This is a genomic window from Citrobacter sp. Cf087, from assembly GCF_030334285.1.
In the GTDB taxonomy this organism is placed as follows: domain Bacteria; phylum Pseudomonadota; class Gammaproteobacteria; order Enterobacterales; family Enterobacteriaceae; genus Citrobacter; species Citrobacter freundii.
Window position 1 is genome coordinate 1 of the sequence record NZ_JAOWED010000031.1, and the last position, 20,245, is coordinate 20,245.

General features: G+C 52.4%; 18 protein-coding genes and 2 pseudogenes. 11 read left to right on the forward strand and 9 right to left on the reverse strand.

The window, feature by feature from the left end; translation table 11 throughout:
- Positions 1-422 precede the first annotated feature (422 nt).
- Positions 423-1,721, forward strand: coding sequence for an MFS transporter (locus OGV57_RS16650; RefSeq protein ID WP_054528662.1), 1,299 nt, complete (start codon positions 423-425; stop codon positions 1,719-1,721).
- On the opposite strand, the gene OGV57_RS16655 is transcribed toward OGV57_RS16650, so the two are convergent.
- From OGV57_RS16655 to trxC, 5 genes are all read right to left on the reverse strand, one after another.
- On the reverse strand, positions 1,718-2,053 hold the full coding sequence (locus OGV57_RS16655) for a YfiM family lipoprotein (RefSeq protein ID WP_191239131.1): 336 nt from the start codon (positions 2,051-2,053) through the stop codon (positions 1,718-1,720). The genes OGV57_RS16650 and OGV57_RS16655 overlap by 4 nt on opposite strands.
- A 32-nt stretch (positions 2,054-2,085) precedes the next feature.
- Entirely contained in the window at positions 2,086-3,441 is a 1,356-nt protein-coding gene (gene pssA, locus OGV57_RS16660) for a CDP-diacylglycerol--serine O-phosphatidyltransferase (protein ID WP_008319601.1), read from the reverse strand.
- Between the two features lie 114 nt (positions 3,442-3,555).
- The gene (locus OGV57_RS16670; RefSeq protein WP_054528661.1) at positions 3,556-6,216 is read right to left on the reverse strand and encodes a bifunctional acetate--CoA ligase family protein/GNAT family N-acetyltransferase; all 2,661 of its coding nucleotides are present in this window, start codon (positions 6,214-6,216) and stop codon (positions 3,556-3,558) included.
- Positions 6,217-6,252: 36 nt separating this feature from the next.
- Positions 6,253-6,951, reverse strand: a complete 699-nt coding sequence (gene tapT, locus OGV57_RS16675; RefSeq protein ID WP_032937942.1) for a tRNA-uridine aminocarboxypropyltransferase — start codon at positions 6,949-6,951, stop codon at positions 6,253-6,255.
- Positions 6,952-7,020: 69 nt separating this feature from the next.
- Entirely contained in the window at positions 7,021-7,440 is a 420-nt protein-coding gene (trxC, locus tag OGV57_RS16680; protein WP_032937941.1) for a thioredoxin TrxC, read from the reverse strand.
- A 207-nt stretch (positions 7,441-7,647) separates the two neighbouring features.
- Between trxC and OGV57_RS16685 the strand changes: the two genes are divergently transcribed.
- Positions 7,648-8,727, forward strand: coding sequence for a tRNA/rRNA methyltransferase (locus tag OGV57_RS16685; RefSeq protein WP_054528660.1), 1,080 nt, complete (start codon positions 7,648-7,650; stop codon positions 8,725-8,727).
- Between the two features lie 33 nt (positions 8,728-8,760).
- Here the strand turns inward: OGV57_RS16685 and ung are convergent, their stop codons facing one another.
- Positions 8,761-9,450 carry a uracil-DNA glycosylase gene (gene ung, locus OGV57_RS16690; RefSeq protein WP_003037561.1) on the reverse strand — a complete coding sequence of 230 codons (690 nt, stop codon included), beginning with the start codon at positions 9,448-9,450 and terminating at the stop codon, positions 8,761-8,763.
- Positions 9,451-9,767: 317 nt separating this feature from the next.
- Between ung and grcA the strand changes: the two genes are divergently transcribed.
- The gene (gene grcA / locus OGV57_RS16695) at positions 9,768-10,151 is read left to right on the forward strand and encodes an autonomous glycyl radical cofactor GrcA (protein WP_003037563.1); all 384 of its coding nucleotides are present in this window, start codon (positions 9,768-9,770) and stop codon (positions 10,149-10,151) included.
- A 79-nt stretch (positions 10,152-10,230) separates the two neighbouring features.
- On the opposite strand, the pseudogene eamB reads toward grcA, so the two are convergent.
- A pseudogene (gene eamB / locus OGV57_RS16700) lies at positions 10,231-10,637 on the reverse strand (cysteine/O-acetylserine transporter); the annotation flags it as partial.
- On the opposite strand from eamB, the pseudogene OGV57_RS16705 reads away from it, so the two are divergent.
- Positions 10,634-11,246, forward strand: a pseudogene (locus OGV57_RS16705) (substrate-binding domain-containing protein); the annotation flags it as partial. The pseudogenes eamB and OGV57_RS16705 overlap by 4 nt on opposite strands.
- 17 nt (positions 11,247-11,263) lie before the next feature.
- Here the strand turns inward: OGV57_RS16705 and srmB are convergent.
- Positions 11,264-12,592: an ATP-dependent RNA helicase SrmB gene (gene srmB / locus OGV57_RS16710; RefSeq protein ID WP_003037569.1), complete on the reverse strand. Its 1,329-nt coding sequence runs from the start codon at positions 12,590-12,592 to the stop codon at positions 11,264-11,266.
- 130 nt (positions 12,593-12,722) lie between these two features.
- Here srmB and trmN point away from each other — a divergent pair, with 130 nt between their 5' ends.
- On the forward strand, positions 12,723-13,460 hold the full coding sequence (gene trmN / locus OGV57_RS16715) for a tRNA(1)(Val) (adenine(37)-N(6))-methyltransferase TrmN (RefSeq protein ID WP_003847060.1): 738 nt from the start codon (positions 12,723-12,725) through the stop codon (positions 13,458-13,460).
- Here the strand turns inward: trmN and nadB are convergent.
- On the reverse strand, positions 13,445-15,067 hold the full coding sequence (gene nadB, locus OGV57_RS16720; protein WP_003037572.1) for an L-aspartate oxidase: 1,623 nt from the start codon (positions 15,065-15,067) through the stop codon (positions 13,445-13,447). The two genes, trmN and nadB, sit on opposite strands and share 16 nt — an antisense overlap.
- Before the next feature lie 305 nt (positions 15,068-15,372).
- Between nadB and rseD the strand changes: the two genes are divergently transcribed.
- From rseD to lepA, 6 genes are all read left to right on the forward strand, one after another.
- Positions 15,373-15,495 (forward strand): rpoE leader peptide RseD, encoded by a 123-nt coding sequence (gene rseD, locus OGV57_RS16725; RefSeq protein ID WP_223306697.1) that lies wholly within the window; start codon positions 15,373-15,375, stop codon positions 15,493-15,495.
- The gene (rpoE, locus tag OGV57_RS16730; protein ID WP_003037573.1) at positions 15,492-16,067 is read left to right on the forward strand and encodes an RNA polymerase sigma factor RpoE; all 576 of its coding nucleotides are present in this window, start codon (positions 15,492-15,494) and stop codon (positions 16,065-16,067) included. Before rseD ends, rpoE begins: the two co-directional genes overlap by 4 nt.
- A gap of 31 nt (positions 16,068-16,098) precedes the next feature.
- On the forward strand, positions 16,099-16,749 hold the full coding sequence (rseA, locus tag OGV57_RS16735) for an anti-sigma-E factor RseA (RefSeq protein ID WP_003037574.1): 651 nt from the start codon (positions 16,099-16,101) through the stop codon (positions 16,747-16,749).
- Positions 16,749-17,705 carry a sigma-E factor regulatory protein RseB gene (gene rseB / locus OGV57_RS16740; protein WP_003847063.1) on the forward strand — a complete coding sequence of 319 codons (957 nt, stop codon included), beginning with the start codon at positions 16,749-16,751 and terminating at the stop codon, positions 17,703-17,705. The genes rseA and rseB overlap by 1 nt, the downstream gene beginning before the upstream one ends.
- Positions 17,702-18,166, forward strand: a complete 465-nt coding sequence (gene rseC / locus OGV57_RS16745) for a SoxR-reducing system protein RseC (RefSeq protein ID WP_054528659.1) — start codon at positions 17,702-17,704, stop codon at positions 18,164-18,166. The genes rseB and rseC overlap by 4 nt, the downstream gene beginning before the upstream one ends.
- Before the next feature lie 270 nt (positions 18,167-18,436).
- On the forward strand, positions 18,437-20,236 hold the full coding sequence (gene lepA / locus OGV57_RS16750) for a translation elongation factor 4 (protein WP_003037577.1): 1,800 nt from the start codon (positions 18,437-18,439) through the stop codon (positions 20,234-20,236).
- Positions 20,237-20,245 lie beyond the last annotated feature (9 nt).

The window sequence follows — 20,245 nt, forward strand, 5'->3', positions numbered from 1 at the left end:
TTTGAACGTTGCGCAGCAACGGCCCGGAGGGTGGCGGGCAGGACGCCCGCCATAAACTGCCAGGCATCAAATAAAGTGAAAAAGCCCATCCGTCAGGATGGGCTTTTTTGCGTGTGTGCGGGGTAAAAACCGCCGGGCTGAACGTATTGATTGTGCAGGCCTGATAAGCGTAGCGCATCACGCAATTCCGGCGGCAGATTGCTGGATTCGACGTAACCGCCTTAATCGACTAACAAAAGCACACTGTCTCGATCTACTACACGGATCTCTCCCTCGAACATATCTGAATCCTTTCTCTGCTAATTAAAATCGTGATCTTTCCTGCATAATAATATATAACAATTATATAACATTTAATTCACTAAAAAACACACAACCATCATTGATAAATTCATGCGATCGTTGGCAGGGGTACAATTCTAATGGCTGATAGTAGTGTAACTGAGAACGGGGCGCTGGCAGACGGCGATACCCGCCGTCGTATATGGGCGATTGTCGGAGCATCATCAGGGAATCTGGTCGAATGGTTTGATTTCTATATCTACTCTTTCTGTTCTCTTTATTTTGCTCATATCTTTTTCCCATCAGGAAATACCACCACACAACTCTTACAAACCGCCGGCGTGTTTGCCGCAGGCTTCTTGATGCGACCAATTGGAGGCTGGTTGTTTGGCCGTATTGCGGATAAGCACGGGCGTAAAAAGTCCATGTTGCTGTCCGTTTGTATGATGTGTATGGGATCGTTGGTGATTGCTTGTCTACCGGGATATGAAACTATCGGTACCTGGGCCCCTGCGTTATTACTGCTGGCCAGACTATTCCAGGGGTTATCTGTAGGTGGTGAATACGGAACCAGCGCGACCTATATGAGTGAAGTTGCCGTTGAAGGTAAGAAAGGTTTTTATGCTTCATTCCAGTACGTGACGTTAATCGGCGGACAGTTACTGGCATTGCTGGTTGTGGTCATATTACAGCACACGTTAGAAGACTCTGCACTCAGAGCGTGGGGTTGGCGTATTCCATTTGCGTTGGGCGCCGTGCTGGCTATTGTTGCGCTATGGCTGCGTCGCCAACTGGATGAAACCTCGAAACATGACGTTCGCGCACTGAAAGAAGCGGGTTCCCTGAAAGGTCTGTGGCGTAATCGCAAAGCTTTTGTCATGGTGCTTGGCTTTACCGCCGCGGGTTCGTTGTGTTTTTACACGTTCACAACCTACATGCAGAAATACCTGGTCAATACCGCTGGTATGCATGCCAACGTAGCCAGCGGGATTATGACGGCAGCACTGTGTGTGTTCATGCTGGTTCAACCGCTGTTCGGCGCTTTGTCAGATAAGATTGGTCGGCGTACTTCAATGCTGTGTTTTGGCGCGTTGGCCGCGATTTTCACTGTTCCCATTCTGACAGCATTGCAAAGCGTAACATCCCCGTATATGGCGTTTGCTCTGGTGATGTGTGCCCTGTTAATCGTGAGTTTCTATACGTCAATCAGCGGTATTTTGAAGGCTGAGATGTTCCCGGCGCAGGTGCGCGCTCTGGGAGTTGGCTTATCTTATGCGGTGGCTAATGCCCTGTTTGGTGGCTCAGCTGAATATGTGGCGTTATCCCTGAAGTCTGTCGGTATGGAAACGACATTCTTCTGGTACGTCACCGCGCTGGCAGTTGTCGCGTTTTTAGTATCGCTGATGCTGCATGGGAAGGGGAAAGGTCTGCGCCTCTAGTAATGTGCCAGTTGCCAGACCGCATAGCCGGTAGACGCGCCTGCAACATCCCAGGCGAAGTCCTTCCAGCTCCAGCCGCTCCCTGCGGGACGGCTGTCCCACAGTTCTTTTGACGCGCCCAGGCTGACTGAGAACATCAGGCCGATAGCCGCACTGCGATCGCGGCTGTTGCCCTGATGTTGGGCATATTCAGTGCCGGCTGCGGCAAGCATGGCGGAGGCGATGAAGTGTTGAGCTTTGTCTTGCCCACTCCACTGGTCGTTAGCCATGTGGCTGCAGCCAGAAATGGCCAGAATGCTGGTAAGAATGAACAGGCGCACCGTTGCCTCCATATGAAAAACCCCGTCACTGGACGGGGTCTTGATTACAGAATACGGCTAATTAATCTGTCGATACGAATGCGGCGTAGTCGACGAATGAGCTTACGCACTTTGACTGGATAGTCAGCAATACTTTGCAGGTCGCGATAGTGCTTAACGACGGTAGTATGCGTACGGATAAGCTCCAGCTCTTTATCGCGCTGGGGAGTCAGCTCTTGCTTAGGATCGTGGATAAGGATGGCGTTTTCCAGATCCAGACGCCAGGCGCGAGGGTTAAGGTTGTTGCCGGTGAGCAGCATCCATTTATCATCAACCCACATACCTTTCAGATGATAGGTGTTGTCATCATCTTTCCATAGGCGTACGACCAGCTGGTCGGTATTCACGTAATACTGCAATCTGCTCAGGAAACGGCGCAGATTTATTTCATACAGATAAGGCAGCGCGCCGATGATCTTGAATGGCTCATCTTCTGGAATGAAAAAGTCGTTGGCGGTTTTATCACCGACAATGATTTCAACCTTTTTCCCTTCACGCAGCAGTTGAATGATATTGCGCACCAGTATGGCGGGCAGGTTGAAATAAGGGGTACAGATTGTGAGTTTGTGCTCCGCGCAGGGCATAAGATGGAAAATGGTCTTATTTAACAGACTGGATTTCCCAAGGCCCACCAGAGGCGTAACCGAAAGCTGTTCGTTATCAGCATCACCCTGAAAATGGAATGACGCATCACGCAGTTCTTGGCGGTACAGGCGGATATCGTTTTTAATTTCCGGGCTTTTAGGTCGGTTGATATCATCAAGGCGGTTAACGCCGCGACCCTTTATCAGGTTCTGCGTAACCCAATCGAACATGATATCGGCCATTTGCGCATTGCGAATCAACTGATAACGGTCATAGCGATATTTATCATGCTGATGCAGGTAAACATCGTTCAGACTGGCCCCGCTGTACAGGACGCTGTCATCGATAATAAAGCCTTTGAAATGCAGGACGCCAAGCGCTTCACGGGTGTTAATCGGAACGCCATAAACAGGAATATCGATACCAGGGTTTTCTTGCGCCATTCGGCAATACCAGTCAGCATTAGTATTGGATGCCGCAGCCCCAATACGACCGCGCTGAGCTCTGTGCCAGTCGACAAGTACCCGGACATCCAGTTCAGGACGCTGCCGTTTTGCCGCATAGAGAGCGTCAAGTATGCCTTTACCACCGTCATCCTGTTCCAGGTACAGCGCAATAATGCAGATCCGTCGCGTCGCGCTGGCTATTTTTTCCAGCAGAGTCTCCCTGAAATTAGCGGGAGCATAAAAGAAATCTACATCATCAACTGACTGAGAAATCTTGGGTAGTTGGGCAAGGTGTTGTTGATGTTTATTACGCTTAAATTTTGACAACATCACAGTGCATTTCTTCTCTGTTCATTGAAGGGTCCTCTGTGCTATGCAGACGACATAAGCGGGCAATGATACCACCAGTACCCATTAATGTGGTCAACATTTCCAGTACCTTACTCACGATTCCTCACATTGGGCCAGATTAAGCGTTAGCCCAACAATTCCCTCTTCGAGCTGGACGTCAACAACAAACCCGAGTTTTCGGGCCAGGGCGACCATCCCACGATTGTTTGGCATCGTAATACCATTCAAACGTATAAGTCCGTGATCTCGGGTATATGCAATTAATTTTTCCATCAATCGGCGACCCAGTCCAAGCCCTTTGAGATCGGAACGAACCAGTACGGCAAACTCAGCATCTACGTTATCAGGATCCGAGATTGCTCGCGTTACGCCGAGGATCTCTTCGTGATTATCTTTACAACGCACCGCAACAAAAGCCATTTCCCGATCGTAGTCGATCTGCGTCATATTGGCTAAATCTTCGTGGGTAAATTCATTGATCTCACTGAAATAGCGATAATAAAGATCTTCTTTTGTCACTTGAGAAATGAACTGCTGTAGATGAGGTTCATCCTCCGGTAAAATGGGGCGGAACAGACAGCGCTCGCCGTTCTTCAACTCCACCCACTCTTCAAGCTGATGGGGGTAGGGACGTACAGCCAGCCTGCTTTCGTTATCTCCCGCGAAAGGGGCAATATCCAGCGTAACGTCCAGCGCGGTAAATTCTTCGGCGGAGGCCAGCAGAGGATGAATATCCAGACGCTGAATTTCCGGGCAGTCGACGATCAGGTTGGAGACCTGCACCAGAAGTTGGCTCAACCCGGCGATATCCAGCGGACGTAGTGCGCTGCGAGCGCGGATCTTTTTATTTTTGATCCCCTGGATCACCAGATAACGCGCCAGATTCATGTTCAATGGCGGCAAGGCCACCACGGCTTGCTCTTCCGGTCGCCACTCAACACCACCTTCACCCAGCATAATCAACGGACCAAATACCGGGTCGTGTTCAACGACGACGCGAAGTTCTTGAGCACCAGCGCGATTCGCCATACTTTGTACTAATAAACCGTGAATGCGTGCCTGCGGCCAGGCCATTTTTACCCGATCGAAAATTGCATTGGCAGCCTGCTGCACTTCTGTTGCTGTACGCAGGTAGAGCATTACCCCCTGAACTTCCGACTTATGCGGGATATCAGGAGAACGCAGCTTGAGCGCCACCGGGTAGCCGATTTGCTCCGCGATGTGTACGGCCTCTGCGCTGTCGCTGGCGATCCAGGTCGGCAGTGTATGTAAGCCATAGGCCTGTAAAATAGGCTGAACTTCATGAGTATCCAGTGACGTTGCGCCTTCTGCAATCGCCTGTTGTAACAGATTATGCGCTTCGGCGGTGTTGGTGGTCAGATTGTCGGGTAGCGCTGGCGTTTCACGCAGTTGCTTCTGGTTACGCCGGTACTCCACCATATGCATAAATGCAGTGATAGTGCCTTCAGGCGTGCGGTAGGTTGGTAATCCGGCTTCGCTAAACAGTCTGCGGGCTTCCTGAGAGGAAAACTCTCCGCACCAGTTGGTCAGCAACGAGACGAATTTTCCTCGGGGATGATGCTTTACCGCTTCAATCAATGCCTGTGCGCTTTCGGTTCCGGGAGCGGCTGCGCTGGGTGAATGAATCACCATCAACGCGTCGAAATCCTGGCTGGCGAGCAAAATATCCAGCGTCTTAACGTAGTGTTCGCTGCTGGCGTCATCACGCAGATCCAGTGGGTTGGCGATATCAACATGTTCAGGCAATGCATCGCGTAATTTCTGGCAGGTGTCTTCACTCAACGTCGCCAACTTGCCATTTTTTGACCACAGTTCATCTAATGCCAGTGCGGCAGGCGCGGCCCCATTGCTGATGATCATCAGCCTGTCGCCACGTAGTGGACGCATGTGGCTCAAGGTTTCGACTGCTGAGAACAGCTCGTGAGTGTCTTGTACGCGCAGTAAACCGGCGCGCTGAATAGCTGCATCCCACGCAGGGTCCATCCCGGCGCTGGTATGCAGTAAACGCTGCGCTGCAGGGCTGCGACCACTCTTAATCACCAGAATAGGTTTATTGCGCGAGGCGCTACGGGCGGCGGAAACAAAGCGCCGGGCATCACTTAAATGTTCGAGATACAGCAATATCGCGCTGGTTTTACTGTCGCGTGCCAGGTAATCCAGTAGCTCATCAACGTCGATATCCAGGCTATCACCCAGTGCGATAAAGTAAGAAAAGCCCATTTCTCTCTGCTGTGCCCAGTCGAGTATGGTATTGGATACGGCGGCGGATTGAGAGATGAAAGCCAGCTTGCCGCGCTTAATCGGGACGGGGGAAAAGCTGGCGTTAAGTCCTTGCCAGGGTGCGAGAAGTCCCAGGCTGTTGGGACCCAGAAGACGTATGTTGTAGCGTGATGCGCAGGCCAGCAGCTCCGCGTGCTGCGCCGAGGGTGCTGAGAGAATAATGCAGGTTTTACAACCTTTCTCGCCAAGTGCTTCGAGTAATGCCAGGTTACGGCTGGCATTGGTGCACAACACGGCGAGATCGGGGCTAAAAGGCAGGCTGTTGATATTGGGCCACGCCAGTACGCCCAACACCGCTTTCCATGCGGGCGTCACCGGTAAAACAGGTCCATTGAAACCGCCAGCAAGCAGGTTACGCATCATCAGGTAACCCGCGCGATTAGGCTTCATTGACGCCCCAATCACCGCAATGGATTTCGGTCGCAATAGTGCTTCCAGACCACGCTGACTCATATCGGCTTCCTTAATGACACCAGTGACCGAATGATTTTAAACGTTTTCTGATGAATCTGCTGTGACGTTTCCCTGATGTTGAGTTTTTCCTGCCAGGTAGCGGGTTTTAAAGCGAGTAAAATGATCGCTTAACCCTTCTGCGGCTTGCGTATCTCCCGCCAGATCCAACAAGGCGATGGCCACCTCGGCTGTGCAATATTGCCCTTCGGCGTGAACGCCACGCAGGTGGTAAGCAGAAAGGCGTGATAAATCAACAGAGATCACCGGCAGGTTATCGAGGTACGGGCTTTTGCGGAACATTTTACGCGCCTCAGGCCAGGTGCCGTCGAGCATGATAAACAATGGGGGCTTACCGGCTGGTGGCGTGAAAATCACCTCACGCTTTTCACCTGCATAGGAGGCCGGGAATACAACCATCGGCTGGTAATCCGGATTTTTCACCAGTTCCAGCAGCGCCTGCGGCGGCTCGGTACGCGACCACTGAAAAGCCGTGGTATCGGGCAGAATATCGGCAATTAAACGCCCCGTGTTGCTGGGCTTCATCGGCTCGGTATCAAACATCACCAGACAAAAGCGACTTTTTGCCTCAGAGGGCGCCAGAGTTGCGCACAAGCAGAGCTTCTGCGGCAGCAGGCAGCGTTGACAGCGGCGAACGCGATTACCTCGGGCAAGGAAAGGACGCGTGGCGCGCGCGAGGCGCTCAGCGCGTAACTGAAGAACAGCGTTATCGGTCATGGGGAAACACGTTGAAAAACGCTATTGTCGCAGAGGTGAAAACGGGGCACAAGATGCGCCCCGTAGAGATTATAATGATTCGTTAAGCCAGTTATCAAACGGGGCTTTTGGTACAGCGCCGTTAAGCATGTCGACGATTTCACCTTTTCTGAAGATCATGATGGTCGGAATGCTGCGGATACCGAAACGGGCGCTGAGTTCACGCTCGGCTTCCGTATTCACTTTAACAAAACGCACTTTGCCGCTACGCTCTTCCGCGACATCTTCAAAAATCGGGGCGAAGTTACGACATGGACCACACCAGGGGGCCCAAAAGTCAACGACCACCGGGAGATCGTCTTTTAACAGTTTATCCAGTGTCTCACCGGTCGCATTGATCACCTCCCCATCAAACAGGTCGTGACCACAGCGTCCGCATTTAGCCGCTTCCTGGACACGATCGTCAGGGATGCGGTTGATAGCCTGGCAGCTGGTACAAACGGTATTCATAACTAACCTCTGGATGAGTGGAGTGGACTTCACGGCATAAACGCCAGTATGTTTCTATTATGTTACATATTATCGGAGAGTCTGTTCTAAACAACAATGCGTTTTATTCAATGAGTACAATAGTCCTTAGCTTTTAAATGAAATAATGGCTAACGACGTGCACATCGGGTAATCTGCGCGCTTCGCGCAGAGCAGGTGGAGAAAAACATGAGCGACGAACTGAAGAACAAAAACGGCAAGGTCAAAGTGATGTACGTCCGCAGTGACGATGACTCGGATAAACGCACCCAAAATCCACGTACTGGCAAAGGCGGCGGTCGCCCCGGTACTTCCCGAGCCGAAGGCGGTCGTCGCCCTGCCCGTGATGAACGAAAGGGTCCGAACAGCGAACGTGGTCGTGAACGCGGGCGTGACCGCGATGTAGAACGCGACCGCAGACGTGAAGATTCACCGTGGCGTACCGTTTCCCGCGCACCGAATGATGACGCAGCGGATAAAGCCGATCACGGCGGTATTAGCGGTAAGAGCTTTATCGATCCTGAAGTATTACGCCGTCAGCGCGCGGAAGAAACCCGCGTTTACGGTGAGAATGCCTGTCAGGCTCTGTTCCAGAGTCGTCCGGACGCTATCGTCCGCGCCTGGTTTGTTCAGAGCGTAACCCCGCGTTTTAAAGAAGCATTACGCTGGATGGCGGCAAACCGCAAAGCCTATCACGTGGTTGACGAAGCCGAGCTGGCGAAAGCCTCAGGCACCGAACACCACGGTGGCGTCTGTTTCCTGATCAAAAAACGTAACGGTACTACCGTTAAGCAGTGGGTCGGTCAGGCAGGGGCGCAGGATTGCGTGCTGGCACTGGAAGATATCGCTAACCCGCATAACCTGGGCGGTATGATGCGTAGCTGCGCGCACTTCGGTGTGAAAGGCGTGGTGGTTCAGGATGCGGCGCTGCTGGAATCGGGGGCGGCTATCCGTACTGCTGAAGGTGGAGCAGAGCATGTTCAGCCGATTACCGGTGACAGCATTGTCGATGTGTTGGACGATTTCCGTAACGCGGGTTACACGGTAGTGATGACCTCAAGCGTGAAAGGTAAACCGCTGTTTACTACCACGCTGCCGGAAAAAATGGTGCTGGTATTAGGGCGTGAGCGTGAAGCTCTGCCAGAAGCAGCATGTTCAGCCGACGACCTGTGCGTGGCGATTGACGGTACCGGCAAGGTAGAAACGCTCAATGTTTCTGTCGTGACCGGCGTTTTGCTCGCGGAGTGGTGGCGTCAGAACAAAGCCTGATAATAAAAATGCCAGCGAATCGCTGGCATTTTTTTACTCGCTTTCTGCGGGTAATACCGGCATCCAGTCAATCGGTTTTTCACCTCGTTGTTCCAGCCATTCATTCGCCAGTACAAAGTGATTGCAACCAAAGAAACCGCGATGCGCAGAGAGTGGTGATGGGTGGGGCGCTTTCAACACATGGTGACGCTGCGCATCAATAATCGCGCCTTTCTTCTGTGCGTGAGAACCCCAGAGCAGGAAAACCACGCCTTCCCGATGTTGGTTAATCAGGCTGATGACTTTATCGGTAAATGTTTCCCACCCAAGGCTGGCGTGAGAATGTGCCTGACCGGCGCGAACGGTGAGTACGGTGTTGAGTAACAGTACCCCCTGGCGTGCCCAGCTTTCCAGATATCCGTGTGTGGGGCGGGTGAAGCCGGGAATTGTTGCTTCCAGCTCTTTGTACATGTTCAGCAACGAAGGCGGAGTGGCAATCCCCGGACGAACAGAGAACGCGAGACCGTGTGCCTGGCCTGGGCCGTGGTAAGGATCCTGACCCAGGATGACAACTTTCACGTCACCAAGCTCGGTAAAACGAAACGCGTTAAACACATCTTTTTGCGGCGGATAAATTGTCATTCCTGACTGACGCTCGCCGGCAACAGTATGCAGTGTGTTAACAAAATAAGGCTGCTGTTTTTCTTCAGCCAGCACATCGTGCCAGGTTAATTCGGTGGCCATCTCGCTCTCCTGCGAATTTTCAATCCCCCTAGCTTAACTGCTTCTTTCGACGTCGCAAAATTCTGTACGTTTCTCAATGGTCTACCCCTTAAAGATAGTTGAAAATTTATGTAAAAAGTTTAGCTGTGTACACGGCGTAAGTTGATGTAAAACAATAAAATCCACCTATCACCACTTTTCATGTGTGGTTTTTGTTGATTTAAATCAAAGATTCAAGGGTGTGTGAGGGGTATATATACACTCAAGCAACAATGGTTTTACCAATTGGCCGGATGACGGCCAACCGAGATCAAATAATTTTGCCGGGGAGGCATCAAATGATTACAGGTATCCAGATTACTAAAGCTGCAAACGACGACCTGCTGAACTCTTTCTGGCTGCTGGACAGCGAAAAAGGCGAAGCACGCTGCATCGTTGCGAAAGCAGGTTTCAATGCTGATGAAGTCGTTGCTGTCAGCAAACTGGGCGAAATCGAATACCGTGAAGTACCGGTAGACGTACAGCCGGAAGTCCGCGTGGAAGGTGGTCAGCATCTGAACGTGAACGTTCTGCGTCGCGAAACGCTGGAAGATGCAGTTAAGCATCCGGAAAAATATCCGCAGCTGACCATCCGTGTTTCTGGTTATGCAGTGCGTTTCAACTCTCTGACCCCAGAACAGCAGCGCGACGTTATCGCTCGTACCTTTACTGAGAGCCTGTAAGGCTCACGGGGAATAGCCCCGTTTAGCAAAGAATCAAAAAGCGGAAGATGCCAGTGTGTCTTCCGCTTTTTTGCATCCGTTAGTAAAAGATCCTTACCGCGCAATACACCAACAGCAGCGCCAGAATGATATTCAACTGCCGGCCGTAACGGCGAAAAACGCGCTGAAAAAGATGGCCCGCCAGCGCCCAGCAGGCATTTCCGAAGGTGCCGATCAGCGCCAACAGAATACTCACCCCAATCAGCCAGTGTGCGTCCTGAGTGTACGGTAATACAAACGTGGATAACGCGGTAATGCCGTACAAAATGATTTCACGTTAACAAACTGCAAGCCAAAACTCGCCCAGAAGCTAATCGGCTCTGACCGCAAATCATCGTTTGTAGCCGGGCTGGTGGCGATCTTCAGCGCCAACCACAGGATATAAGCTGCCCCAGCCCAACTGAGCCAATGGATGATGGCAGGATCCATAACCGCCAGTGAAAATGACGGGCGAAACGCTGCTGGCGTATAAAATGCTGCAGGTTTTACAGCGAGTTAAACAACGTGCGCCCCATGTGCGGTTGTCTTTACAGTCACTCAATTGTTATGTAATTCGCGATGCGTTGCTCAGTGATGAGGTCGATCTGGGGGGGTTATCGGGTGGGTAATGACGATGCCCTTGAGTTGATGCCGCTAGGCGATCAGTCACTGGCATTAGTTGCTTCGCCGCTGCTCCAGCACGTTAATTTTACTCAGTATAACCAGCACATTCCCTGCAGTTTTATCATTAATGAGCCGCAATGTATTTTCAGACAGCGCTTCGAGGGGCTACTGCGCAAACGACAGATTACGCTGGAAAATACCATTGAGTTATGGAGCATTGAAAGCATTAAGCAGTGCGTATCGGCAAATCTTGGGGTCAGCTTTTTGCCGCGTTTTGCCGTTGAGAGGGAGCTACGTTCAGGGGAATTGATTGAATTACCGTACAGTGAACAACCTGAGTTAATTACGGCATTGTGTGGCTATCATGCCGGAAAAGTCGTTAGTCCGGCGATGCGTGTGTTTCTTGAGTGTATTGAAGAGAGTTTTGCATCACGTGAAAAAATGCCGGGCTAAACGGCCCGGCATTCGGTTTACTCTTTGTCGGACTGCTGGGTAGCAGCTCCGCTCGGCTTACGACGTTTGCCGATATTTTTTGCATCGCGGTGACGTTTTTTCACCCGCGGCTTCTCTTTCTCTTTCGCTTTTTTCTCGGCGCGCTTCGCCAGCACTTTCTTGGATGGTTTACCGTTGGATTTCTCACTTGGCGCGCGCGTGGTTGGACGCAGTTCGTCGATGACGCGTGCTTTCAGCGGCTCGTCAATATAGCGGCTCGCTTTGCCGAGAAGCAGATGGTCGTGCGCTTCAACCAAAGAGATCGCAGTACCTTTACGACCTGCGCGACCGGTACGGCCAATGCGGTGCAGATAGGCATCGCCACTGCGCGGCATGTCGAAGTTAAACACATGGCTGACGTCAGGAATATCGATCCCGCGAGCGGCAACGTCGGTGGCTACCAGCACGTTCACGCGGCCATCGGTCAGGCGTTTGATCGCTTCATTGCGTTTGTTCTGCACCATCTCGCCTTCGAGATAGCAGTTGTTAATGCCCGCCTGGCGCAGCCAGCCTGCCAGCTCGTGCACACGCTCGCGTTTACGTACGAAGACAATCGAGCGGGTCGCTTCCGGCTGTTTTAACAGATGGATCAGCAGGGCAGTTTTGTGCTCGATGTCATCAGCACGGTAGTAAAACTGATGGATCTTCTTGCGTTCGCGGGTGGACGGATCCGCTGAGACTTCGACCGGATCTTCCAACAGACGCTCGGCAAAATCTTTAATCGCATCGCCTTCCAGCGTGGCGGAGAACAGCATGGTTTGCTTACGCCAGCGGGTTTCACCGGCGATATGTTCGATGTCCTGGGCAAAACCCATGTCCAGCATACGATCTGCTTCATCGAGAATTAGCGTCTCAACCGCATGGCAGTCGAAGTTTTCTTCTTTAATGTATTGCAGCAGACGACCCGTGGTGGCAACCACGATGTCCTGGTTTTCGCTAAAGACTTCCATGTGGTTCATGTAAGCCACGCCGCCGGTAATGGTCGCGATATCCAGATGCGTATTTTTCGCCAGCTCACGGGCGTGTTCAGCAACCTGCATCGCCAGTTCGCGCGTTGGCGTCAGGATTAAAATGCGCGGCGGACCAGATTTCTTGCGTGGGAAGTCGAGCAGGTGCTGCAACGCTGGCAGCAAATATGCCGCCGTTTTACCGGTGCCTGTCGGCGCAGAACCGAGTACATCACGGCCATCGAGCGCAGGCGGAATGGCGGCAGCCTGAATGGCGGTCGGGCGAGTGAAACCTTTTTCCTGGAGGGCATCCAGAAGGCTTTCATCGAGTTCAAGTTCGGAAAAAGTCGTTACAGTCATGTTCTACCTCTGAGTGGGGCGCTGATTATAGACGTTACGGCTGCAATCTTCATCTGTTTGTATGGATATACCTTCTCAGGTATTGTTTTTATCCTATGTTATCGTTTTTTTTCCAGGAAGGTTGTTCTTCATGCCCCAGTCTACATCCGTACTGAAACGTAATGGATTTACTTTTAAGCAGTTTTTTGTGGCACACGATCGCTGTGCAATGAAAGTCGGAACGGACGGCATTTTATTGGGGGCCTGGGCCCCCGTTGCGGGCGTAAAGCGGATCCTGGATATTGGTACCGGGAGCGGCCTGTTGGCGCTGATGCTGGCCCAGCGCACTGATGAAAACGTCATCATTGACGCCGTGGAGCTTGATGTCGACGCCGCGCAGCAGGCGCAGGAGAACATCGCGCAATCTCCGTGGATGCATCGCGTGAGTGTTCATACAGAAGATGCGCAACAGTGGATACCGCGTCAGACCGTGCGTTTTGATTTGATAATCAGCAATCCTCCCTATTATGAACAGGGCGTGGAATGCGCTACACCGCAGCGCGAGCAGGCCCGCTATACCACCTCGCTCGATCACCAGGCGTTGCTTACGTTGGCGGCGGACAGCATTACGGAAGACGGTTTTTTTTGTGTGGTGCTACCGGAGCAGATTGGTAACGCATTTACTCAGCAGGCGCTTAGCATAGGCTGGCATCTGCGATTGCGCACGGATGTAGCAGAAACCGAGGCCCGTCTACCGCATCGGGTATTGCTGGCATTCTCCCCGCAGGCCGGGGAGTGCTTTAGCGACAGGCTGGTGATCCGTGGGCCAGACCAACGTTACTCTGAAGGTTATACGGCGCTGACCCAGGCGTTCTATCTGTTTATGTGATGACTGAGCGGCGAGAGAATTGACGGGCCCGCCTCTGGAAGCTGTTCTGGGTAATCCAGCGTGTAGTGCAGGCCCCGACTCTCTTTGCGCATCATCGCGCAGCGGACAATCAGCTCGGCAACCTGCACCAGATTGCGCAGCTCCAGTAGGTTGTTCGACACACGGAAATGGGCGTAATACTCGTCGATTTCCTGTTGCAGCATGGTGATACGGCGCAGGGCGCGTTCCAGACGTTTAGTGGTGCGCACAATACCGACGTAATCCCACATGAACAGCCGCAGCTCATGCCAGTTATGCTGGATAACAACCAATTCATCTGGATTTTCTACCCGGCTTTCATCCCAGCCCGGGAGCGTGCTGACGCCGCGTGCATAAGGCATACGCCTGTCGATATCTTCAGCCGCGGACCAACCGTAAACCAGACACTCCAGCAATGAGTTCGATGCCATCCGGTTGGCGCCATGCAGGCCGGTGTAACTCACTTCGCCGATCGCATACAACCCATCGACATCGGTACGGCCAAAGTCATCAACCATCACGCCGCCGCAGGTATAGTGCGCGGCAGGCACGATGGGAACAGGTTCTTTGGTTAGATCAATGCCCAGTCCCAGCAACTTTTCATAAATCATCGGGAAATGCTGACGAACAAATTCTTCCGGTTTATGACTGATATCGAGGAACATGCAATCTGCACCCAGGCGCTTCATTTCATGATCAATGGCGCGGGCGACAATATCGCGGGGAGCCAGTTCGCCACGCTCGTCAAAATCGGGCATAAAGCGTGAACCGTCCGGGCGTTTCAGGTGCGCGCCTTCGCCGCGCAGCGCTTCGGTCAGCAGAAAATTGCGCGCCTGCGGATGATACAGCGCTGTTGGGTGAAACTGGTTAAACTCTAGGTTGGCGACGCGGCATCCCGCACGCCAGGCCATTGCAATTCCGTCACCCGAGGAAATATCCGGATTGGTGGTGTATTGATATACCTTTGACGCGCCGCCGGTGGCCAGCACTACCGACTTCGCATGGCAGGTTTCTACGGCTTCTTTATTACGATTCCAGATCCAGGCACCGACAACCCGACGCGTTCCCGGCAGACCGATTTTATCGGAGACAATCAGGTCGACAGCATTACTGCGCTCGAGAACCCGGATGTTGGGATGATTTTGTGCCTGGCTGACGAGGGTGGTTTCGACTTCTTTGCCGGTAGCATCCGCAGCGTGCAGGATGCGTCGATGGCTGTGACCGCCTTCACGGGTCAGGTGATAGCTCTCTTCACCGTTAGGCTGAACCTGCGTATCAAATAAGACGCCCTGATCGATAAGCCATTGAACGCAGGTACGGGCATTGCTGGCGACAAATTCCACCGCATGGCGATCGCACAGCCCGGCCCCGGCAATCAGCGTATCTTCAACGTGGGAGTCGATACTGTCGGTTTCATCGAAAACCGCGGCAATACCGCCCTGGGCATAAAATGTCGAGCCTTCGCTGACCGGCCCTTTGCTCAGGACAATAACCTGATGCTTTTCAGCCAGGCGCAGCGCCAGTGAGAGTCCGGCAGCCCCGCTGCCAATGATCAGCACGTCACAGGATAATTCAGGAGTCGTATTCATGATTTTTGTTTAATTTACTAAACAGTGTTTGGTCACCATAGCACCACATTGCGCGATACTGCACGTTTTATTTTTAAACGTGTTGCAATGACTAAACATGAAAGAAAAACATGATGAGGGTGAAATAGGCAAAAATATTTTGTGAAGCAGGCCGTTAGCATCAGATTATGTGATGAAATAAAGTGCCCGTTGGGTTACTCTGCAAGCGGTGAAATGGGCATTTCTGTACAGATAGTGCGTTGATCGGGTTATGTAGACTTATAATGAGAGATAAGACCTGTCTACAACATGACAAACAAAAAACAATGCGTAACGGAACTTTACGAAACTTGAGCACTCTAAGCATTTGCTTGCTCATAGTGAAGCTGATGGAGTGGCGTTTCGAAGGCGCGTGGAAATTTGGTTTGGGGAGACTTTACCTCGGATGAGCGAGCAGTTAACGGACCAGGTCCTGGTAGAACGGGTCCAGAAGGGAGATCAGAAAGCCTTTAACCTACTGGTAGTGCGCTATCAGCATAAGGTGGCGAGTCTGGTTTCTCGCTATGTACCGTCGGGTGATGTACCCGATGTAGTACAAGAAGCATTTATCAAAGCCTATCGTGCGCTGGACTCGTTCCGGGGGGATAGTGCTTTTTATACCTGGCTGTATCGTATTGCGGTCAATACAGCGAAGAATTACCTGGTCGCTCAGGGGCGTCGTCCACCTTCCAGTGATATAGATGCGATTGAAGCAGAAAATTACGAAAGTGGCGGTGCGCTGAAAGAAATTTCGAACCCTGAGAACTTAATGTTGTCAGAAGAACTGAGACAGATAGTTTTCCGAACTATTGAGTCCCTCCCGGAAGATTTACGCATGGCAATAACCTTGCGGGAGCTGGATGGCCTGAGCTATGAAGAGATAGCCGCTATCATGGATTGTCCGGTGGGTACGGTGCGTTCACGTATCTTCCGAGCGAGGGAAGCTATTGATAATAAAGTTCAACCGCTTATCAGGCGTTGACGATAGCGGGATACTGGAAAAGGTATTAGGCATGCAGAAAGAAAAACTTTCCGCTTTAATGGATGGCGAAACGCTGGATACTGAGTTGCTCAAAGAGCTGGCTCACGACCCGGAAATGCAAAAAACCTGGGAGAGTTATCACCTGATTCGCGATTCCATGCGAGGTGATACTGCCGACGTTCTCCATTTCGATATTTCCGCCCGCGTAATGGCCGCCATCCAGGATGAGCCGGTACGTCAGACGGCGCCATTGATTCCTGAGGCCCAGCCAGCACCGCACCAGTGGCAGAAAATGCCGTTCTGGAAGAAAATGCGTCCGTGGGCCGCGCAGCTTACTCAAATGGGTGTGGCCGCGTGTGTATCACTTGCAGTTATTGTTGGCGTCCAGCACTATAATGGGCAATCTGAAACGTCCCAGCAGCCCGAAACGCCGGTATTTAATACATTACCGATGATGGGTAAAGCCAGTCCGGTAAGCCTGGGTGTACCTTCTGATGCGACGGCCAGCGGCGGTCAGCAACAGCAGGTACAGGAGCAGCGTCGTCGTATTAATGCCATGTTGCAGGATTACGAACTGCAACGTCGACTGCACTCTGAACAGCTTCAGTTTGAGCAGGCCCAGACACAGCAAGCCGCTGTGCAGGTGCCAGGAATTCAAACTTTAGGAACGCAATCGCAGTAATGAAGCAACTTTGGTTTGCCATGTCACTTGTGGCTGGTAGCCTGTTCTTCTCTGTCAACGCCTCGGCCAATCCTGCGTCCGGGGCGTTGTTGCAGCAGATGAATCTGGCCAGCCAGTCGCTCACCTATGAGCTGTCATTTGTCAGCATCAATAAGCAGGGTGTTGAATCCCTACGTTATCGCCATGCCCGCCTGGATAACCGTCCGCTCGCGCAACTGTTGCAAATGGATGGTCCGCGCCGGGAAGTGGTGCAACGTGGCAACGAAATCAGTTATTTTGAGCCAGGTCTCGAACCGTTCACGCTGAACGGCGACTATATCGTTGACTCGCTGCCCTCCCTGATTTACACCGACTTCAAACGTCTTGCTCCCTACTATGATTTTATCTCAGTAGGCCGCACCCGTATTGCCGATAGGCTCTGTGAAGTGATCCGCGTTGTGGCGCGTGACGGCACCCGTTACAGCTATATCGTTTGGATGGACACTGAGACCAAGCTGCCAATGCGTGTTGATCTTCTTGACCGTGATGGCGAAACGCTGGAACAGTTCCGCGTCATCGCGTTTACTGTTAACAACGGTGTCAGCGACAGCATGCAGACGCTGGCGAAAGCCAATCTGCCGCCGTTGTTGTCAGTTCCTGCGGGTGAGAAAACCAACTTCAACTGGAGTCCGTCGTGGTTGCCGCAAGGCTTCAGCGAGGTGTCCAGCAGTCGACGTCCGCTGCCGACGATGGATAACATGCCGATCGAATCACGGCTTTATTCCGATGGTCTGTTCAGTTTCTCCGTGAACGTAAACCGCGCGATGCAAAACAGTGCCGATCAACTGCTGCGCACTGGACGCCGCACGGTTAGCACCAGCGTGCGAGATAACGCCGAAATCACTATTGTCGGTGAGCTTCCGCCGCAAACGGCGAAGCGTATCGCGGATAATATTAAGTTCAGGGCTGCACAATGATTAAAGAGTGGGCGACGGTCGTCTCCTGGCAAAATGGTCTGGCGACGGTCAGCTGTGATGTTAAAGCATCATGTAGCAGCTGTGCTTCCCGGACCGGATGCGGGAGCCGCGTGCTGAACAAACTGGGACCACAGACCACACACACCATCGTGGTGCCCTGCGACGATCCCTTGACCCCTGGTCAAAAAGTTGAACTGGGCATTGCCGAAGGTAGCCTGCTCGGTTCGGCGATGCTGGTCTACATGTCTCCGTTGGCGGGACTGTTTCTTTTCGCGGCGCTATTCCAGGTACTGTTTGGTTCCGATCTTGCGGCATTAAGCGGAGCAGTGCTGGGGGGCGTGGGCGGATTCCTGATTGCTCGTGGATACTCTCGTAAGCTTGCTGAACGCGAAGCCTGGCAGCCGGTCATTCTGAACGTTGCTCTCCCACCCGATCTTATTCGCGTCGAAACCCAGCAGTGATATCTTTGCCTGATGGCACTGCGCTTATCAGGCCTACAGCGTCCTCAGATGCAGGCGTAGGCCGGATAAGGCGTTTATGCCGCCATCCGACAAAAGTTTCATCGACTTTGCAAAGTTGTTTCCAGTTCCCGCTATCCTTGCTCTATGAACATTTCCTCGCCTCAGCGTTGTAGTGTAGAATGCGGCGTTTCACTTAAACAGACGTTAAGCTCAGAACAGCGACTTCTCAGAGCCTGCTCAGGCGGGCGTAAGGCACAATAATTACACTATATGAAGAACATACGTAACTTTTCAATCATAGCTCACATCGACCACGGTAAATCGACGCTGTCTGACCGTATTATCCAGATCTGCGGTGGCCTGTCTGACCGTGAAATGGAAGCGCAGGTTCTCGACTCGATGGATCTTGAGCGTGAGCGCGGTATTACTATCAAAGCGCAGAGCGTGACGCTCGATTTCAAAGCATCTGATGGTGAAACCTATCAGCTTAACTTTATCGACACCCCGGGCCACGTTGACTTCTCGTATGAAGTTTCCCGTTCGCTTGCCGCCTGTGAAGGTGCACTGCTGGTGGTTGATGCCGGGCAGGGCGTAGAAGCACAGACCCTGGCTAACTGCTATACCGCCATGGAAATGGATCTGGAAGTGGTGCCGGTTCTGAACAAAATCGACCTACCGGCCGCCGATCCTGAACGCGTAGCGGAAGAGATCGAAGATATCGTCGGTATCGATGCGACAGATGCCGTTCGCTGCTCGGCGAAAACCGGCGTTGGCGTCACTGACGTTCTTGAACGTCTGGTACGCGACATTCCGCCGCCGGAAGGTGATCCGGAAGGCCCATTACAGGCGCTGATCATCGACTCCTGGTTCGACAACTACCTTGGCGTGGTGTCGCTGGTGCGTATTAAAAACGGCACCATGCGTAAAGGCGACAAAATTAAAGTAATGAGCACCGGTCAGGTCTATAACGCCGACCGCCTGGGGATCTTCACGCCAAAACAGGTTGACCGTACCGAGCTGAAATGCGGCGAGGTAGGTTGGTTGGTTTGTGCGATTAAAGACATCCTCGGCGCGCCGGTTGGCGATACCCTGACTCAGGCGCGTAACCCGGCAGACAAACCGCTGCCAGGCTTTAAAAAAGTGAAGCCACAGGTTTACGCCGGTCTGTTCCCGGTCAGCTCTGACGACTATGAAAACTTCCGTGACGCGCTTGGCAAGCTGAGCCTGAACGACGCCTCCCTGTTCTACGAACCGGAAAGCTCTACCGCGCTGGGCTTCGGCTTCCGTTGTGGCTTCCTTGGTCTGCTGCACATGGAGATCATTCAGGAACGTCTGGAGCGTGAATACGATCTGGATCTGATCACTACCGCGCCGACCGTAGTCTACGAAGTCGAAACCACGGCGAAAGAGACTATCTACGTCGATAGCCCGTCCAAGCTGCCGCCGCTGAACAACATCTACGAACTGCGTGAGCCGATCGCTGAGTGTCACATGCTGCTGCCGCAGGCTTACCTTGGCAACGTCATCACCCTGTGTATCGAGAAGCGTGGCGTCCAGACCAACATGGTTTACCACGGTAACCAGGTGGCGCTGACGTATGAGATTCCGATGGCGGAAGTAGTACTCGATTTCTTCGACCGTCTGAAGTCGACCTCTCGCGGCTATGCGTCGCTGGACTATAACTTCAAACGCTTCCAGGCGTCTGACATGGTGCGCGTTGATGTCCTTATCAACAACGAACGTGTCGATGCGCTGGCGCTGATTACTCACCGCGACAACTCCCAGAGCCGTGGCCGCGAACTGGTTGAGAAGATGAAAGATCTAATCCCTCGCCAGCAGTTTGATATCGCGATCCAGGCGGCCATTGGTACGCACATCATCGCGCGTTCAACGGTTAAGCAGTTGCGTAAAAACGTTCTGGCGAAATGCTACGGCGGTGATATCAGCCGTAAGAAAAAGCTGCTGCAAAAACAGAAAGAGGGTAAAAAGCGCATGAAGCAGATCGGTAACGTCGAACTGCCGCAGGAAGCGTTCCTCGCCATTCTGCATGTCGGTAAAGACAGCAAATAATCTTAAGGA

What these genes read in the sequence shown, in the direction of transcription:
- OGV57_RS16655 (WP_191239131.1), bottom strand. Translation starts at nt 2,053, where the DNA reads ATGGAGGCAACGGTGCGCCTGTTCATTCTTACCAGCATTCTGGCCATT.
- rseD (WP_223306697.1), top strand. Translation starts at nt 15,373, where the DNA reads ATGCGTAACGGAACTTTACGAAACTTGAGCACTCTAAGCATTTGCTTG.
- rseC (WP_054528659.1), top strand. Translation starts at nt 17,702, where the DNA reads ATGATTAAAGAGTGGGCGACGGTCGTCTCCTGGCAAAATGGTCTGGCG.
- tapT (WP_032937942.1), bottom strand. Translation starts at nt 6,951, where the DNA reads ATGACCGATAACGCTGTTCTTCAGTTACGCGCTGAGCGCCTCGCGCGC.
- OGV57_RS16670 (WP_054528661.1), bottom strand. Translation starts at nt 6,216, where the DNA reads ATGAGTCAGCGTGGTCTGGAAGCACTATTGCGACCGAAATCCATTGCG.
- trxC (WP_032937941.1), bottom strand. Translation starts at nt 7,440, where the DNA reads ATGAATACCGTTTGTACCAGCTGCCAGGCTATCAACCGCATCCCTGAC.
- OGV57_RS16685 (WP_054528660.1), top strand. Translation starts at nt 7,648, where the DNA reads ATGAGCGACGAACTGAAGAACAAAAACGGCAAGGTCAAAGTGATGTAC.
- grcA (WP_003037563.1), top strand. Translation starts at nt 9,768, where the DNA reads ATGATTACAGGTATCCAGATTACTAAAGCTGCAAACGACGACCTGCTG.
- nadB (WP_003037572.1), bottom strand. Translation starts at nt 15,067, where the DNA reads ATGAATACGACTCCTGAATTATCCTGTGACGTGCTGATCATTGGCAGC.
- rpoE (WP_003037573.1), top strand. Translation starts at nt 15,492, where the DNA reads ATGAGCGAGCAGTTAACGGACCAGGTCCTGGTAGAACGGGTCCAGAAG.
- trmN (WP_003847060.1), top strand. Translation starts at nt 12,723, where the DNA reads ATGCCCCAGTCTACATCCGTACTGAAACGTAATGGATTTACTTTTAAG.
- srmB (WP_003037569.1), bottom strand. Translation starts at nt 12,592, where the DNA reads ATGACTGTAACGACTTTTTCCGAACTTGAACTCGATGAAAGCCTTCTG.
- pssA (WP_008319601.1), bottom strand. Translation starts at nt 3,441, where the DNA reads ATGTTGTCAAAATTTAAGCGTAATAAACATCAACAACACCTTGCCCAA.
- rseB (WP_003847063.1), top strand. Translation starts at nt 16,749, where the DNA reads ATGAAGCAACTTTGGTTTGCCATGTCACTTGTGGCTGGTAGCCTGTTC.
- ung (WP_003037561.1), bottom strand. Translation starts at nt 9,450, where the DNA reads ATGGCCACCGAATTAACCTGGCACGATGTGCTGGCTGAAGAAAAACAG.
- OGV57_RS16650 (WP_054528662.1), top strand. Translation starts at nt 423, where the DNA reads ATGGCTGATAGTAGTGTAACTGAGAACGGGGCGCTGGCAGACGGCGAT.
- lepA (WP_003037577.1), top strand. Translation starts at nt 18,437, where the DNA reads ATGAAGAACATACGTAACTTTTCAATCATAGCTCACATCGACCACGGT.
- rseA (WP_003037574.1), top strand. Translation starts at nt 16,099, where the DNA reads ATGCAGAAAGAAAAACTTTCCGCTTTAATGGATGGCGAAACGCTGGAT.